Origin of the sequence: Streptomyces sp. NPDC059142, from assembly GCF_042755665.1 — a bacterium.
Lineage (GTDB): Bacteria > Actinomycetota > Actinomycetes > Streptomycetales > Streptomycetaceae > Streptomyces.
In genome coordinates, this window is sequence record NZ_JBHZDA010000129.1 from 1 (window position 1) to 16037 (window position 16037).

At 71.7% G+C, this 16037-nt stretch carries 11 protein-coding genes; 3 read left to right on the top strand and 8 right to left on the bottom strand.

Translation table 11 applies throughout. The annotated features are described in order from the left end of the window. Positions 1–59 precede the first annotated feature (59 nt). The 7 genes from ACFXPK_RS30075 to ACFXPK_RS30105 form a co-directional block, all read right to left on the bottom strand. Positions 60–3023 carry a M14 family zinc carboxypeptidase gene (locus tag ACFXPK_RS30075; RefSeq protein ID WP_385080262.1) on the bottom strand — a complete coding sequence of 988 codons (2964 nt, stop codon included), beginning with the start codon at positions 3021–3023 and terminating at the stop codon, positions 60–62. 237 nt (positions 3024–3260) lie between these two features. Continuing rightward, entirely contained in the window at positions 3261–4250 is a 990-nt protein-coding gene (gene whiA, locus ACFXPK_RS30080) for a DNA-binding protein WhiA (protein WP_046495602.1), read from the bottom strand. Beyond that, positions 4241–5275: a uridine diphosphate-N-acetylglucosamine-binding protein YvcK gene (gene yvcK, locus ACFXPK_RS30085; RefSeq protein WP_385004713.1), complete on the bottom strand. Its 1035-nt coding sequence runs from the start codon at positions 5273–5275 to the stop codon at positions 4241–4243. The genes whiA and yvcK overlap by 10 nt, the downstream gene beginning before the upstream one ends. Next, the gene (gene rapZ / locus ACFXPK_RS30090) at positions 5272–6210 is read right to left on the bottom strand and encodes an RNase adapter RapZ (protein ID WP_384927090.1); all 939 of its coding nucleotides are present in this window, start codon (positions 6208–6210) and stop codon (positions 5272–5274) included. Before rapZ ends, yvcK begins: the two co-directional genes overlap by 4 nt. Continuing rightward, entirely contained in the window at positions 6203–8290 is a 2088-nt protein-coding gene (gene uvrC, locus ACFXPK_RS30095) for an excinuclease ABC subunit UvrC (protein WP_385080264.1), read from the bottom strand. Before uvrC ends, rapZ begins: the two co-directional genes overlap by 8 nt. Before the next feature lie 160 nt (positions 8291–8450). Further along, on the bottom strand, positions 8451–8879 hold the full coding sequence (locus ACFXPK_RS30100) for a Rieske (2Fe-2S) protein (RefSeq protein ID WP_385004717.1): 429 nt from the start codon (positions 8877–8879) through the stop codon (positions 8451–8453). Between the two features lie 189 nt (positions 8880–9068). Beyond that, complete coding sequence (locus ACFXPK_RS30105; RefSeq protein WP_385004719.1) at positions 9069–9542, bottom strand: MarR family winged helix-turn-helix transcriptional regulator; 474 nt, start codon at positions 9540–9542, stop codon at positions 9069–9071. Between the two features lie 181 nt (positions 9543–9723). Here ACFXPK_RS30105 and ACFXPK_RS30110 point away from each other — a divergent pair, with 181 nt between their 5' ends. Then, positions 9724–10947 carry a cytochrome P450 gene (locus tag ACFXPK_RS30110; protein WP_385004721.1) on the top strand — a complete coding sequence of 408 codons (1224 nt, stop codon included), beginning with the start codon at positions 9724–9726 and terminating at the stop codon, positions 10945–10947. A 356-nt stretch (positions 10948–11303) separates the two neighbouring features. On the opposite strand, the gene uvrA is transcribed toward ACFXPK_RS30110, so the two are convergent. Further along, positions 11304–14336: an excinuclease ABC subunit UvrA gene (gene uvrA / locus ACFXPK_RS30115; RefSeq protein WP_385080267.1), complete on the bottom strand. Its 3033-nt coding sequence runs from the start codon at positions 14334–14336 to the stop codon at positions 11304–11306. A 228-nt stretch (positions 14337–14564) separates the two neighbouring features. Between uvrA and ACFXPK_RS30120 the strand changes: the two genes are divergently transcribed. Together ACFXPK_RS30120 and ACFXPK_RS30125 are read left to right on the top strand one after the other, a co-directional pair. Beyond that, entirely contained in the window at positions 14565–15251 is a 687-nt protein-coding gene (locus tag ACFXPK_RS30120) for a maleylpyruvate isomerase family mycothiol-dependent enzyme (RefSeq protein ID WP_385080268.1), read from the top strand. 58 nt (positions 15252–15309) lie between these two features. Continuing rightward, the gene (locus ACFXPK_RS30125) at positions 15310–15963 is read left to right on the top strand and encodes an MBL fold metallo-hydrolase (protein ID WP_385007316.1); all 654 of its coding nucleotides are present in this window, start codon (positions 15310–15312) and stop codon (positions 15961–15963) included. The last annotated feature ends 74 nt before the right edge of the window (positions 15964–16037 follow it).

The following is a 16037-nucleotide window of genomic DNA, read 5'->3' on the forward strand; positions in this document are numbered from 1 at the left end:
ACGACGTCCTCCGGGCGCGCGGTGGGGCGGGGGCGCGGGCCCCCCCCCGGGCCGGGCGATCAGCGCCGGAGCGAGCGCAGCGCCGTGTCGAGGAGCGCGGTGCGCTCCGCGGCGCCGGCCAGGTGCTCCAGGCCGAATCCGAGGAGCACGGTGTCACGCGTGGTGACGGACGCGTACGAGGCGAACAGGGTCCGGGAGCGCGCCCAGTCCCCCGCGACGGCGGGTGATCCGGCCGGCGGCCCCGGCACGGTCCAGGCGCCCAGCGAGGTCTCGAACCCCTCGGTCTCCCGCTCGGCCCCGCCCACGACCAGGCGCGCGTCGTCCGCGAAGACGCCGCGCCCGCCGCTGCCGGGGTCGGTGACATAGCTGAGCGACAGCTCGGCCTTCGTGCCCGCGTAGGCGCTCAGGTCGAAGGAGACCTGCTGCCAGCCGTCGGAGGCGCCGGTGAGGCTGTTCCAGGCGCCACTGGTGCCGGTGGCGGTGCAGCCGTCGGCGCCGAGGGTCAGGTAGTGGCCGAGGAAGGGGTGGCCCTGGAGGAAGAAGCCGGCCTCGCACTCGGCGGGTACGGCGCTGCTGCTGGCGCCGCCCGCCTCGGGCAGGGTGGTCCAGTCCTCGCCGCCGCTGGAACGGGCCTCCAGGAGGGCGTGGTCGTACCCCTCCTCCGTGTTCCAGTTGAGCGCGAGGCGCAGCTCGGGGCGGTCGGCGGCGCTGACACCGGTGAGGTCGACGGTGCGGGTGAGGCGGCGCCAGGCGTTGTCCTGGTGGGCGGCGGCGGCCATCCACTGGCCCGCGTAGGGGGCGTACGGGTTGGTGATGCCCGCGTACGAGCCGGACTGGGCGCTGCTGAACTGCGGATACGTCGCCGGGTCCAGCGTGTCGGAGGTGACGGTGTACGCGCCCACCGGGTTCAGCGGGCTGCCGGGCAGGGCGGTCAGCGCGCCGTTCGCGCCGGTGAGCGCTCCCGCGCCGGTGAAGCCGGTGGCGCCGGGGGTGGCGGTCCTGCCGTAGGCGCCCAGGTAGTACTGGCTGAAGTCGTTGGTGGCGGCGCGCCCGATCTGGGCGTTGCCGCCGGCGAGCCGGCCGGCCTCGATCAGCTTGCCGCCCTCGTTGAGGAAGGCGCGCAGCGCGAGCTGGGTGGCGCCGCCGGGCGCCGCGGCGCCGGTGTAGTGGACGGCCGCCGAGAAGTGGCCGAGGACGCCGAGGGGGTGCGGGGCGCCCTGGGTGGCGACGTCCCAGACGGCGGCGGTACGGCCGCTCGCGCGCAGGGCGTCGGTGTAGGCGGCCGTCCGCTGGGCGGGGGCGCCCTCCTCGGCGATCACGAGCGTGTCGGCGCGGGGGCGTTCGGCGACGGTGTAGCGGAAGCGCTCGCTGGAGGTGGCCTTCCCGGCCGCCGTGCGCGCGGTGAACCAGACCTCGACCGTGTCACCCGTACGAGCGGTTCCGGTCGTGCCGCGGTACTCGTCGAAGTGGAGGTTGTCCTCCCCGCCGTAGGTCTTGCCGCCCTTCCAGGCATGGAGTTTGCCGGTCTGGGTGCGACCGCCGTTGACGCGGTACTTCAGCTCTTTGTTCCGCAGCGCCTTGCGGGCGATGACGGAGACCTCCTGGCCGGTGCCGCGCGCGTACGAGGTGGTGAAGGGGTCGGGGGTGAAGTCGGGGGCGGTGAGCCCCACCGGCGAGGACGGCCGGTCGGGGTGAGCGGCGGTCTCTGCGACGGAGAGCGCGAAGGGGATGTTCTTGGCGAACTCGCCCTGGATCAGCTTCTCGTCGTCGGGGAAGTTGAAGCCGGAGCGGCAGTCCCTGGCCTCCCACGCGTCGTCCGGGTCGAGTGCGGAGGCGGTCTGGCAGGTCGTCATCTCCGGGGTGAACATCATCGTGCCGTTGACGTTCGCGGCGTGCCCGTCGGCCTCGCCGTTGGTGGTGTACAGCTCGGAGGAGACCTGCGGGTAGTAGCCGGGGACCGCCGGGTTCTCCGGGGTGCCCGCGAGCGCCTTGTAGAGGACGTCGTCGGGGGTGGGGGTGGCGACCTGCCAGCCGACGCCGTAGAGCAGCAGTTCGGCGGCGGAGTGGTAGTTGATGCCGTAGTCGAAGCCGATGCGCTTCTGGAACCGGTCGATGGCCTGTGTCTCGGGCTCGGAGCCGGGGCCGCCGCCGCGGTAGGTCTCGCTGGCCGGCCGGGGTGACGAACCCTCGTCGTCGTATCCCCATTTGTAGGCGAAGTTCCGGTTGAGGTCGACGCCGTCGCCGGAGGTGATCCGGCCGTCCCCGTCGACGTCACGGAGGTTCTTGCGCCAGAGCCGGTTGGCCTCGGAGCTGTGGGTGAAGTCGTAGCCGTCCGGGTTGGCGGAGAGGACGAACCACAGCTCGGTGGAGTCGACGATCTTCGTGATCCGCCGGTCCTTGCCGTAGTTGTCGATGTAGTGGTGCATCAGCCGGCGGGTCATCTCGGGGGTGATCCACTCCCGGGCGTGCTGGTTGGACATGTACAGCACGGACGGCTTGGCGCCGTCCTTGGTGGTCCGCGCGCCCTTGCTGAGCTTGAGGGCGAGGATGTCCTGGCCGCGCAGGGTCTTGCCGAGGGAGACGACCTTGGCTATCCGGGGGTTGGCCTGCCCGGTGGCGACGATCTCCTCCTGGAGGTTGCCCGCGCCGCTGTACGGGCGGAACACGCCGTCCCCGGCGGCCCGCAGCCGCCCGGCGGTCCCGGCGGACACCGTGCGCTCCGTGACGGTGACGCCCTGCCGTTCCAGGTCACGTGCCTGGGCGTCGGTGAGGAAGACCTCGACCTTCGCCGTGCCCTTCCCGGGAGCCCGTTCGCTCAGTTCGTGGGCGTCCTGGCCGGCCGAGAGGAGCAGGGGGACCTGCTCCTTGGTGACCTCGGCGTCGAAGACCTTCACCGCGTCGGCGGCGGTCCCCTTCCCGGCCGCCGCGCGGGGCGCCGGCTCCGCCTGGGCGGCGGTGGCCGCCGTCGTCCCGCCCAGCAGCAGCGCGCCCGCCACCAGGATCGATCCCGCTCTTCGTCTCATGTGCCCCTCTTGTCGTCGTCTGTCATGTCCCTGGACAGACGTCAGGCTCGCGAGGCTGCATGATCATGTCAAGAGCGCCTCAAGGGGCCGCAAAATACCTGCTGCCGGCACCTTTCGGTACCGGCAGCAGGGGTGCGCGGGGGCGCGGGCACCGGCGTGCGCGCGGGCCCCGGCGGGCCGTCGGACGACCCCACGCGAAGGCTCTCGTACGGCCCCTCGTAGGGCGTGGCGCGGGTCCTACCCGACGAGGCCGTCGGCCAGTTCCTCACTCAGATTGGACTCCGTACCCGGAATCCCCAGGTCCTGCGCCCGCTTGTCGGCCATCGCCAGCAGCCGTCTGATCCGCCCCGCGACGGCGTCCTTCGTCAGCGGCGGGTCGGCGAGCGCGCCCAGCTCCTCCAGGGACGCCTGCTTGTGCTCCATACGGAGCCGGCCCGCGGCGGCCAGATGTTCGGGCACCTCCTCGCCCAGGATCTCCAGCGCACGCTGCACCCGGGCCCCGGCGGCCACCGCCGCGCGGGCGGAGCGGCGCAGGTTCGCGTCGTCGAAGTTGGCGAGCCGGTTGGCCGTGGCCCGGACCTCGCGGCGCATCCGCCGCTCCTCCCAGGCGAGCACCGACTCGTGGGCGCCGAGCCGGGTGAGCAGCGCGCCGATCGCGTCGCCGTCCCGTACGACCACCCGGTCCACCCCGCGCACCTCGCGCGCCTTGGCGGCGATCTGGAGTCTGCGGGCCGCGCCGACCAGCGCGAGGGCGGCCTCCGGCCCCGGGCAGGTCACCTCCAGCGAGGAGGAGCGGCCGGGCTCCGTGAGCGAGCCGTGCGCCAGGAACGCGCCGCGCCAGGCGGCCTCCGCGTCACAGGTGGCCCCCGAGACCACCTGGGGCGGCAGCCCCCTGATCGGGCGTCCCCGGCCGTCGACCAGGCCGGTCTGACGGGCGAGCTGGTCACCGCCGGTAATCACCCGTACGACGTAACGGCTGCCGCGCCGCAGCCCGCCGGGCGCCATCACCACGAGCTCGGAGTTGTGTCCGAAGATCTCCAGGATGTCCTTGCGGAGCCGGCGCGCGGCGATGCTGGTGTCCAGCTCCGCCTCGATCACGATGCGCCCGCTCACCAGGTGCAGCCCGCCCGCGAACCGAAGGATCGCCGAGACCTCCGCCTTCCTGCAGCACGTCCGGGTGACGGGGAGGCGGGCGATCTCGTCCTTCACCGCTGGCGTCATCGCCATGGGCCGATCCTTCCATGCATCCGAAAAATACGGTCGTACGCGGCTGCCAGCAGCTCCGGGTCGTGCTTGGGGGAACTGCCGGTCGCTGCCACCGGCGCCAGCTCGACGGCGGCACCGAACCGTTTGGCGGCATCGGAGAGAGAGTCGCTGTCGGGCACGGCGGCCTCATCGGCCAGCACCACGTCCAAGGCGAGTTTAGGGGCGTGTCGCCCCAAAACCTCCAAATGACGCTGCGGTGAGAAGCCATCGGTTTCGCCGGGTTGCGGTACGAGGTTCAGCGAGAGGACCCGGCGGGCCTTCGTCTCGACGAGCGCGTCGAGCAGTTCCGGCACCAGTAGGTGCGGGATCACGGAGGAGAACCAGGAGCCGGGACCGAGCACCACCCAGTCGGCGTCCAGGACGGCGGCGACCGCCTCGGGGACCGCCGGCGGGTCGTTCGGCACGAGATGGACGGACTGCACCTCACCGCGGGTGAGCGCCACGGTCGCCTGGCCGCGCACCGTCTCGACCTCGTCCGGGCGCGCCGGGTCGTGCCCCCGCACCAGGGCCTGGAGCTCCAGCGGTACGGCGGACATGGGCAGCACCCGGCCGTGCGCGCCCAGGAGCTTGCCGACCAGGTCCAGGGCCTGGACATGGTCGCCGAGCTGTTCCCAGAGCGCGACGATCAGCAGATTGCCGACCGCGTGCTCGTGCAGCTCGCCCTGGGACTGGAAGCGGTGCTGGATCACCCTGGCCCAGGTCTGGCCCCAGTCGTCGTCGCCGCAGAGTGCGGCGAGGGCTTTGCGCAGGTCACCGGGGGGCAGCACGCCCAGCTCCTCGCGGAGCCGGCCGCTGGAGCCGCCGTCGTCGGCCACCGTGACGACCGCGGTGAGGTCCCCGGTGATCCGGCGCAGCGCGGCGAGGGAGGCGGAGAGCCCCATGCCGCCGCCGAGCGCGACGACCTTGGGCTGGGCGGCCGGTCCGCGCCCCGACAGGGCGGGGATGCCCCGGCGCAGCCGGCGCAGCCGGAAGGTGCGTCCGGTCACTCGCGCCCCATGTCCCGGTGGACGACGACGGTCTCCATGCCCTCGGAGACGAGGCGGGCGGCGAGCTTCTCGGACATGGCGACGGAGCGGTGCTTGCCGCCCGTACACCCGACGGCGACGGTGACGTAGCGCTTGCCCTCGCGCCGGTATCCGGCGGCGATGAGTTGCAGCAGCTCGGTGTAGCGGTCGAGGAACTCCTTGGCACCGGGCTGGTTGAAGACGTACGCGGAGACCTCGTCGTTGAGCCCGGTGAAGGGGCGCAGCTCGGGGACCCAGTGCGGATTGGGCAGGAAGCGGCAGTCCACGACCAGGTCGGCGTCGACCGGCAGGCCGTACTTGTAGCCGAAGGACATGACGGTGGCCCGCAGCTCCGGCTTCTCGTCGCCGGCGAACTGGGCGTCCATCTTGGCGCGCAGCTCGTGGACGTTGAGGCTGGAGGTGTCGATCACGAGGTCGGCGTCGCCGCGCAGCTCTCTGAGCAGGTCGCGCTCGGCCTCGATGCCGTCGACGATCCGGCCGTCGCCCTGGAGGGGGTGCGGGCGGCGTACGGACTCGAAGCGGCGCACCAGCGCCTCGTCGGAGGACTCCAGGAAGACGATCCGCCGGGTGACCTCCTTGGCGTCGAGGTCCGCCAGCGACTCGCGGAGGTTGTCGAAGAAGCGCCGGCCGCGGACGTCCACGACGACCGCGATCCGTGCCACATTGCCCTGCGAGCGGGCGCCCAGCTCCACCATGGTGGGGATCAGCGCGGGCGGCAGGTTGTCCACGACGAACCAGCCGAGGTCCTCCAGGCACTTCGCCGCCGTACTGCGGCCCGCGCCCGACATGCCGGAGATGATCACCAGCTCGGGGATGGCCGCCTCGACGGCCTCGCCGTTCTCCTTCGTGGTGCCCGTACTCACGTGCCCTGCTCCGTCCCGGTCGTGCTCAGTCATGCGTGGTGCCCCCGTCGTCTTCCATGATCTCTCCTGTCGCCGTGTTCACGGCGGGTGCCGCCGGGGCCGCCGAGGCCAGGGCCACGGCGACGGACTCGGCCGTCTTGCGGCCCACTCCCGGCACCTCGCAGATCTGGTCGATTGTCGCCTGCCGGAGCCGCTTCACCGAGCCGAAATGCTTGATGAGTGCCTGTTTACGGGACTCGCCGAGGCCCGCGACATCGTCCAGCGGGCTGGTCCTGACCCGTTTGGCCCGCTTCGCCCGCTGGTAGGTGATGGCGAAGCGGTGCGCCTCGTCCCGTACCCGCTGGAGGAGGTAGAGGCCCTCGCTGGAGCGGGGCAGCACCACGGGGTCGCTCTCGTCGGGCACCCAGACCTCTTCGAGGCGCTTGGCGAGGCCGCAGACGGCGACGTCGTCGATGCCCAGCTCGTCCAGGGCCCGCTTGGCCGCCGCGACCTGGGGCTGTCCGCCGTCGACCACCAGGAGCTGGGGCGGATAGGCGAAGCGCTTGGGCCTGCCGTCGTCCTCCGTGAGGGGGTCCGGCTCCGGCGGTCCCGCCTGCGGCAGTGCCCCGTCCACGGCCCGCTGCCCCGGCGCTTCCCCGGACTGCTGTTCGGCCTGCTCCGCCCACTCCCCGGTCTTCTCCTTCTCCAGGAGGTAGCGGCGGAAGCGGCGGCTGATCACCTCGTGCATCGACCGGACGTCGTCCTGGCCCTCGCCGTGCCAGACCTGGGTGTCACCGACCCGGCCCTTGATCTGGAAGCGGCGGTACTCGCTCTTGCGGGCGAGGCCGTCCTCGAAGACCACCATGGAGGCCACGACGTCGTCCCCCTGGAAGTGCGAGATGTCGTAGCACTCGATGCGCAGCGGCGCGCTGTCCAGGTCCAGCGCCTCGGAGATCTCCTCCAGGGCGCGGGAGCGGGTGGTGAGATCGCTGGCCCGCTTGGTCTTGTGCAGGACGAGGGACTGCTGGGCGTTGCGCCCGACCGTCGCCATCAGGTCCTTCTTGTCGCCGCGCTGCGGGATCCGCAGGGAGACCTGGGCGCCGCGGCGGCCGCTCAGCCACTCGGTGAGGGCCGTGGTGTCGGCGGGGTCCGCGGGCAGGGCGGGGACCAGCACCTCCTTGGGGACGGCGTCGCCGCGCTCCTCCCCGTAGAGCTGCTGGAGGGCGTGCTCCACGAGGCCCGCGGTGTCGACGGCCTCGACCTTGTCGGTGACCCAGCCGCGCTGGCCGCGGACCCGGCCGCCCCGTACGTGGAAGATCTGGACGGCGGCCTCCAGCTCGTCCTCGGCGACCGCGATCAGATCGGCGTCAGTGGCGTCGGCGAGCACGACGGCGTTCTTCTCCATCGCGCGGCGCAGCGCGCCTATGTCGTCCCGCAGCCGGGCCGCCCTCTCGTACTCCATCTCCTCGGCCGCTTCCGTCATCCGCTGCTCCAGGCGGCGGATGTAGGCGCCGGTGCGGCCGGCCATGAAGTCGCAGAACTCCTCGGCCAGTTCGCGGTGCTCCTCGGGGGTGACCCGGCCGACGCAGGGCGCCGAGCACTTGCCGATGTAACCGAGCAGGCAGGGGCGGCCGGTGCGCGCCGCGTTCTTGAACACCCCGGCGGAGCAGGTCCGTACAGGGAAGACACGGAGCATCAGGTCGACGGTCTCGCGGATGGCCCAGGCGTGTCCGTACGGACCGAAGTAGCGCACGCCCTTCTTCTTGGCGCCGCGCATCACCTGGACGCGCGGGAACTCCTCGTTGAGCGTGACCGCGAGCGACGGATAGCTCTTGTCGTCGCGGTACTTGACGTTGAAGCGGGGGTCGAACTCCTTGATCCAGGAGTATTCGAGCTGGAGCGCCTCAACCTCGGTGGAGACGACGGTCCACTCGACGGAGGCGGCGGTGGTCACCATCGTGCGGGTACGCGGATGGAGACCCGCCAGGTCCTGGAAGTAGCTGGCGAGCCGCTGCCGGAGGCTCTTCGCCTTCCCGACGTAGATCACCCGGCGGTGTTCGTCGCGGAATTTGTAGACCCCCGGCGAGTCGGGGATCTGTCCCGGCTTGGGGCGGTAGCTGGAGGGGTCGGCCATGCACTCCACCCTACTGTCGGGGACCGACAGCGGACCTCGGCGCGACCTCCCGGAACGGGCCCCCGGCGGCCTCGGCCGGTCCTCGGGTCCGGCGGCCCGGTTCTCGGGCCTCCGGTCCAGCCCTTGGGGCCCGCGACTCTAGCCCTTGGGGCCCGCGACTCTAGCCCTTGGGGCCCGCGACGAGCTTTCCGTCCGTCTCCGTGACGGGCACCTCGGGCAGCGGGACGGTGGCCGGGCCGTGCAGGACCTGGCCCGTGGTGACGTCGAACTTGCTGCCGTGGCACGGGCAGTCACCCACCGTGCCCTCCAGCGACCCCAGCAGACAGCCCGCGTGGGTGCACTGCGCGCTGAACGCCTTGTACCGGCCCTTCTCCGGGCAGCTCACCACGACGCGCTCTTCCTTGTAGAGCTTGGCGCCGCCGACCGGCACGTCGGACGCCGCGCCCAGCTCGACGGGGGCGGTGGGCGTGGGGGTCTCGGCGTGGCCGAGCTTCGAGTCGGTGGAGCAGGCCGCCGCTCCCAGCCCGGCGACACCGGCGAGCGCGGCCCCCTTCAGCACGGTACGGCGAGGGGCGGGCGAGCCGGCCATGGTGTCTCCACTGGTCTGGGGGTCCGAACGGGCCGCCGGTGGCCTCCGGACGAGACGAACGGGGGGTGCCGACGACATACGTGACGATACCGGGGCCGTTCCGGCGGCCGTCCGGCGGCCGCACCGTACGCCCCTCCGACGCTCCCCCGCTCGCCGACGGCTCACGCCCGGGGGCTCACCCCTCGCGGCTCATCCCTGGCGACGGGCGCCGGAGATCCGGCGCAGCACCTCGACCGCGTGACCGATCCGGTCGGGCGCCACGCCCTCCAGGTTCTCCGCGAGCAGCGCCTGGGCCGCCCGGTCGAGCCGGGCGAGGGTGTCGAACCCCTTGCCGGTGGGCGCGACCCGCTGCGCCCGGCGGTCCGCCGCCTCCTCCACGCGTACGACGAGACCCTGCCGCTCCAACTCCCTGACCTGCCGCGTGACATGCGGCGCGCGGACGCCCAGCCGCTCCGCGATCCGGCCGATACGCAGCGGCTCCCGCTCCTCCGCCAGCACACGCAGCAGCGCGACGCCCGCCCGGTCGATCGGGGCTCCCGCCATGGTCACGAGCAGTTCGTGGGAGCGGGGCCGGGTGATGTCGTACGCGAGGGCGCTCAGCAGAACCTGCAGTTCGGCGATGCGGGCGGTGGCGTCGCGCTCGCGGGCAGGGGAACCGTCCATCCGCCCCATGATGCCGGTTCCGGATGGCCGAAGAAGCACTTGCCCTATACACATATCAGAGTGTGAAAATACTTCGGGTAACTAACCTTCAACGCTGACGGGCTCCGTCCCGTGAGGAGGGTTCCATGCGCATCCAGACCGACCGGCACCGGTGCCGCACCGCCACCCCGGAGGGCGCGTCATGACCGGGACAGCCGTACCCGCCGTTCCCGCTTTTCCCTACCGCCGCGCGGCCGGCTGTCCCTTCGACCCGCCGCCGCAGTACGCGGAGCTGCGCAAGGAGGCGCCCGTCTCCCCGATCCGGCTGTGGAACGGCGCCGTGGCCTGGCTCGTCACGCGGTACGAGGACCAGCGCGCCGTGCTCGCCGACCCGCGGTTCAGCTCCGACGTCACGCGTCCGGGCCATCCCGTGCAGAGCGCGGGCGTCTTCGCCCGGCGCGACCCCGACCGGCTGCCCTTCCTCGTCCAGGACGACCCCGAGCACCACCGCACGCGGCGCATGTTCACCGCGCACTTCACGGTCAAACGCGTCGCGGCCATGAAGCCCCGTATCCAGGAGGTCGTCGACCAACTGCTGGACGCCATGGAGGCGGCCGGCCCGCCGGCCGACCTGGTGAGCGCGTTCGCCCTGCCCATGCCCTCGCTGGTCATCGGCGAACTCCTCGGGGTCCCCCGCGGCGACCACGGCCTCTTCCAGCGTGCCGCGCGCACCCTGGTCACTCTCGACAGCACACCGGAACAGGCCAGGGCCGCCGCCGGGGAACTCGCCGGGTATCTCGACGAGCTGATCGCCGTCAAGGACCGCGATCCGGCCGATGATCTGCTCAGCACCCTGGTGGTGGAGCGGGTGCGCACCGGTGAACTCGACCGGGCACAGCTCGTCGAGAACGCGGTCCTGCTGCTGGGTGCCGGGCACGAGACCACCGCGAACATGACCGCCCTGGGCACCCTCGCCCTGCTCCACCACCCCGAACAGCTCGCCGTGGTCCGGGACGGCGACCCCGCCCGGGTGGCCAACGCGGTGGAGGAGCTGCTGCGCTACCTCACCATCACGCACAGCGGACGCCGCCGGGTGGCCACCGAGGACGTGGAGATCGCGGGCACGCTCATCCGGGCGGGCGAGGGGGTCGTCCTCGCCAACGACGCCGGGAACCGGGACGAGACCGTCTTCCCCGAGCCGGACCGGCTCGACGTCGACCGGGCGGGGGCGCGGCGCCATATCGCGTTCGGCCACGGCATCCACCAGTGCCTGGGCCAGAATCTGGCCCGCGCCGAGCTGCAACTCGCCTATCCGGCGCTGCTGCGGCGCTTCCCCGGGCTGCGCACCACCGTCCCCGACAGCGCGCTGCGCTTCAAGGAGGACATGCTCGTGTACGGGGTGCACGAACTGCCCGTCGCCTGGTGAGGGCCTGCCGATGACGGGGACGGAGGACGGGCACGGAAGACGGGGCCCGGCGGCGGAACGCGGCGAGCACCGCGCGGCAGCCGTCCGGATCGATCCCCGGTCCACGGCAGGTGCCCGGCCCCGGCCGGGGTGGTCCTGGCCACGCGGGGCAGCGCCCGCTCCGGCGAGTCCACCGGTACGGCGCCCGCGCCGCCCGCATGGCCCGCGCCGCCCGGAGCCGTACCCCGTCGTCCGCGCGTCCCCGTCTTGTCCGTCCGTCCGTCCCGAGGATCCTGTCGGACACGGGACGGACGAGACGGATACGGATACGGATACGGGGACGGGGACCGGAACTGGGGCCGGGACGGAGACGTCCGTCAGGAGCGGCGCGCCCCCGTGGCGGACTTCTTGGCCGGTGCCTTCTTGGCCGCCGCTGTCGTCTTGGCCACGGTCGTCCTGGCCGTGGCCGTCTTCGCGGCGGGCACCGCCTTCTTCGTGGCCGCCTTCTTCGTGGCCGTCTTCCTCGTCGGCGCCTTCTTCGCGGGGGCCGACGCGTCGCTGATCCGTTCGGCGTCCAGGATCTCCCGCAGGAACTTGCCGGTGTGGCTGGCCGGGACGCCCGCCACCTGCTCCGGGGTGCCCTCCGCGATGACCAGACCGCCGCCGTTGCCGCCCTCGGGACCCATGTCGACCACCCAGTCCGCCGTCTTGATGACGTCCAGGTTGTGCTCGATGACGATCACCGTGTTGCCCTTCTCGACCAGTCCCGAGAGCACGGTGATCAGCTTGCTGATGTCCTCGAAGTGCAGCCCCGTGGTGGGCTCGTCCAGCACGTAGACCGTACGGCCCGTGGAACGCTTCTGCAGTTCGCTCGACAGCTTCACCCGCTGCGCCTCGCCCCCGGAGAGGGTCGGCGCGGACTGACCGAGCCGGACGTAGCCGAGGCCGACCTCGTTGAGGGTCTTGAGGTGGCGCGAGATCGTCGGTACGGCCTCGAAGAAGTCCAGCGCCTCCTCGATCGGCATGTTCAGCACCTCGGCGATGGACTTGCCCTTGTAGTGGACCTCCAGCGTCTCCCGGTTGTAGCGGTCGCCGTGGCAGACCTCGCAGGGGACGTAGACGTCCGGCAGGAAGTTCATCTCGATCTTGATCGTGCCGTCGCCCGAGCAGTTCTCGCAGCGGCCGCCCTTGACGTTGAAGGAGAAGCGGCCCGGGAGGTACCCGCGGACCTTCGCCTCCATCGTCTCCGCGAAGAGCCTGCGGACATGGTCGAAGACCCCGGTGTACGTCGCCGGGTTGGAGCGGGGCGTACGGCCGATGGGCGACTGGTCGACATGGACGACCTTGTCGACCAGATCGTCCCCGTCGACCCGGGTGTGGCGCCCGGGGACCGACTTCGCGCCATTCAGCTCACGGGCGAGATGCGTGTACAGGATGTCGTTGACCAGCGTCGACTTGCCGGACCCCGAGACGCCCGTGACCGCCGTGAACACCCCGAGCGGGAACGAGACGTCGATGTCCCGGAGGTTGTTCTCCCGCGCGCCGTGGACCGTGAGCCGCCGTACCGGGTCGACGGGTCGGCGCACGTCCGGGGTCGGGATGGACCGCTTGCCGGAGAGATACCGCCCGGTGATCGACTCCTTGTTGGCCAGCAGCCCCTTCAAGGGTCCCGAGTGGACGACCTTGCCGCCGTGCTCCCCCGCGCCGGGGCCGATGTCGACCACCCAGTCGGCCACCTTGATCGTGTCCTCGTCGTGCTCCACGACGATCAGGGTGTTGCCCATGTCGCGCAGCCGGACCAGGGTTTCGATCAGCCGGTGGTTGTCCCGCTGGTGCAGCCCGATGGACGGCTCGTCCAGTACGTACAGCACGCCGACCAGACCGGAGCCGATCTGGGTGGCGAGCCGGATGCGCTGGGCCTCGCCGCCGGAGAGGGTCCCCGCGGCACGGTTCAGCGAGAGGTAGTCGAGGCCGACGTCGACCAGGAACCTCAGCCGTTCGTTGACCTCCTTGAGGACCCGCTCGGCGATCTGCTTGTCGCGCGCGTTGAGCGTGAGCCGGGCGAGGAAGTCGGCGCAGTCGCTGATCGACAGGGCGGAGACCTCGGCGATGGACTTGTCCATGACCGTGACGGCCAGGACGATCGGCTTGAGCCGGGTGCCCTGGCAGGTCGGGCAGGGCACCTCGCGCATGTAGCCCTCGAAGCGCTCCCTGCTGGTGTCGCTCTCCGCCTCGGTGTGGCGCCGCTTGACGAAGGAGACGGCCCCTTCGAAGGCGGGGGTGGTGTAGGCGCGCTCCCGGCCGTACCGGTTGCGGTAGCGGACCTCGACCTGGGTCTTGTGGCCGTGGAGCAGGGCCTTCTTGGCGCGCTGCGGCAGCCCGGCCCAGGGGATGTCCGTACGGAAGCCGAGGGCCTTGGCGAGGCCGCCGATCATCCGGCCGAAGTACTCCTTGGTGTGGCCGTGGGACCAGGGGTGGATCGCGCCCTCGTCGAGGGACTTGTCCTCGTCGGGGACGATCAGCTCCGGGTCGACCTCCATGCGCGTACCGATGCCGGTGCAGTCGGGGCAGGCGCCGAAGGGCGAGTTGAAGGAGAAGGAGCGGGGCTCCAGCTCCTCGAAGGACAGATCGTCGTACGGGCAGTACAGGTGCTCCGAGTACATCCGCTCGCGCTCGGGGTCGTCCTCGGGGAGGTCCACGAAGTCGAGCACGACCATGCCGCCGGAGAGCCCGAGCGCGGTCTCGACCGAGTCGGTCAGCCGGCGCTTGGCGCTGTCCTTCACCGTGAGGCGGTCGACGACCACCTCGATGGTGTGCTTCTCCTGCTTCTTCAGCGTGGGCGGCTCGGTGAGCTGGATCGTCCGCCCGTCGACCCGCGCCCTGCTGTACCCCTTGGTCTGGAGGTCGGCGAAGAGGTCCACGAACTCGCCCTTGCGCTCGCGCACGAGCGGGGAGAGGACCTGGAAGCGGCTGCCCTCGGGCAGTTCGAGCACCCGGTCCACGATGGCCTGCGGCGACTGGCGGGAGATCGGCCGGGAGCACTCGGGGCAGTGCGGCTTGCCGATGCGGGCGAAGAGCAGCCGGAGGTAGTCGTAGACCTCGGTGATCGTACCGACCGTGGAGCGCGGGTTGCGCGAGGTCGACTTCTGGTCGATGGAGACGGCCGGTGAGAGCCCTTCGATGAAGTCGACGTCCGGCTTGTCCATCTGGCCGAGGAACTGCCGGGCGTACGAGGAGAGCGACTCCACGTACCGCCGCTGCCCTTCGGCGAAGATCGTGTCGAACGCGAGGGAGGACTTACCCGACCCCGAGAGCCCGGTGAAGACGATGAGTGAGTCACGGGGCAGGTCGAGCGAGACGTTCTTGAGATTGTGCTCGCGCGCGCCACGGACGATGAGACGGTCGGCCACGCCGGTCCGCACCTTTCTGGAGAGAAGCAGGGGCTGAGCCCCCGACCCAGGGTACGGGGGGACGCCAAAACGGTGAATTCTGCGAGATACGGAACACCGGGCGCGGTCGTGCCGCGCGGGATTCCTCTTGGCCAGGATGCCTCTACCGAGCTTATAGCACGCGCATTCGATTTACGGCAGGGTTGCGCCGTCTTCACCCGAACGAGTGGCGGCGCTATCGTCGGCGCCATGATCGACCACGTGCGTGACCTGGAAGCAGTACGCGAAGCGACCGAGCGGCTCCTCGGCGCTGCCGCCACCCTGGACAACGCCGCGGTCGCCGCACCGTCACGGCTTCCGGGGTGGAGCCGTGGCCATGTCCTGGCACATATCGCCAGGAACGCGGACGCACTGGTCAATGTCTTCGAGGGCCGGCCGATGTACCCGGACGCCGCGACCCGGGACGCGGACATCGAGCGGGACGCCCCGAGGCCGCTCGCCGTCCAGCTCGCCGACGTACGGGACTCCGGCGACCGCTTCCTGGCGGTCGCCGCGGTCCCCGCCGACTGGACGCGGGTGCTCACCCTGCGCAACGGGGTCACCGATGTGGCCGCCCGGGTGCCGTTCCGGCGGCTGGTCGAGATCGAGCTGCACCATGTCGACCTGGGGCTCGACCGTGCGCTCGAAGACCTGCCCGGGGAGTTCACCGCACGGGAGATCGACTTCCTGGTGGAGCGCTTCTCCGGCCATGCCGAGGTCCCGCCGCTGACCCTGGGCACGCCGGACGGACGCCACTGGCGGACCGGGCGCGCGGAGGGCACCCCGCTCCCCGTGACCGGACCCGCTCCGGAGCTGATGGGCTGGCTCGCGGGCCGCCGCGACGGCACGGCCCTGACCACCCCGGCCGGCGCCCCGCCCGCACTGCCGCCGCTCTAGGGCCCGTGTGGGGTGATCCGGGCCCTTCCGTGCCCTCCCGGGCTCTAGGGTGATCCGTATGACATACAGCGGAACCGTGACGGTCGGTGGACCGGCGGACGTGCACGAGCTGCCCGCCCTGATGATCTCCAAGGTGGCCGTCGGGCCGATGGAGAACAACGCCTATCTGCTGCGCTGCCGGGCCACCGGCGAGCAGCTCCTGATCGACGCGGCCAACGACGCCGCGGCGCTGCTGACGCTGATCGGGGACGAGGGCATCGCCTCCGTCGTCACCACCCATCGGCACGGCGACCACTGGCAGGCCCTCGCCGAGGTCGTGGCGGCCACCGGGGCGCGGACGTACGCGGGTCGGTACGACGCGGAGGGCATCCCCGTACCGACCGATGTGCTCGTCGACGACGGGGACACGGTCCGGTTCGGGGAGATCGCGCTGACCGCCGTCCACCTCGTGGGGCACACCCCGGGGTCGATCGCCCTCGTGTACGACGACCCGCACGACCACGCGCATGTCTTCACCGGCGACTGCCTCTTCCCCGGCGGCCCCGGGCGGACGACGGACCCGGCGGACTTCGCCTCGCTGATGGACGGCCTCGAAACGAAGATCTTCGGGAAGCTGGCCGACGAGACCTGGATCTACCCCGGCCACGGCGACGACTCCACCCTCGGCGCGGAGCGCCCGCATCTCGCGGAGTGGCGGGCGCGGGGCTGGTAGCCCCGTCACGGGGCCGAGCGCGCCTCCGGGCGGCGAAGTGCCCCCGGGCAACGAGAAGCGGGGCGGGTGGCCGG

Bases quoted from the DNA above. Each gene is read 5' to 3' on its own strand.
- uvrC (WP_385080264.1), bottom strand. From the start codon at position 8,290: ATGGCCGACCCCTCCAGCTACCGCCCCAAGCCGGGACAGATCCCCGAC.
- ACFXPK_RS30120 (WP_385080268.1), top strand. From the start codon at position 14,565: ATGATCGACCACGTGCGTGACCTGGAAGCAGTACGCGAAGCGACCGAG.
- whiA (WP_046495602.1), bottom strand. From the start codon at position 4,250: ATGGCGATGACGCCAGCGGTGAAGGACGAGATCGCCCGCCTCCCCGTC.
- ACFXPK_RS30105 (WP_385004719.1), bottom strand. From the start codon at position 9,542: ATGGACGGTTCCCCTGCCCGCGAGCGCGACGCCACCGCCCGCATCGCC.
- rapZ (WP_384927090.1), bottom strand. From the start codon at position 6,210: ATGACTGAGCACGACCGGGACGGAGCAGGGCACGTGAGTACGGGCACC.
- ACFXPK_RS30125 (WP_385007316.1), top strand. From the start codon at position 15,310: ATGACATACAGCGGAACCGTGACGGTCGGTGGACCGGCGGACGTGCAC.
- ACFXPK_RS30100 (WP_385004717.1), bottom strand. From the start codon at position 8,879: ATGGCCGGCTCGCCCGCCCCTCGCCGTACCGTGCTGAAGGGGGCCGCG.
- ACFXPK_RS30110 (WP_385004721.1), top strand. From the start codon at position 9,724: ATGACCGGGACAGCCGTACCCGCCGTTCCCGCTTTTCCCTACCGCCGC.
- ACFXPK_RS30075 (WP_385080262.1), bottom strand. From the start codon at position 3,023: ATGAGACGAAGAGCGGGATCGATCCTGGTGGCGGGCGCGCTGCTGCTG.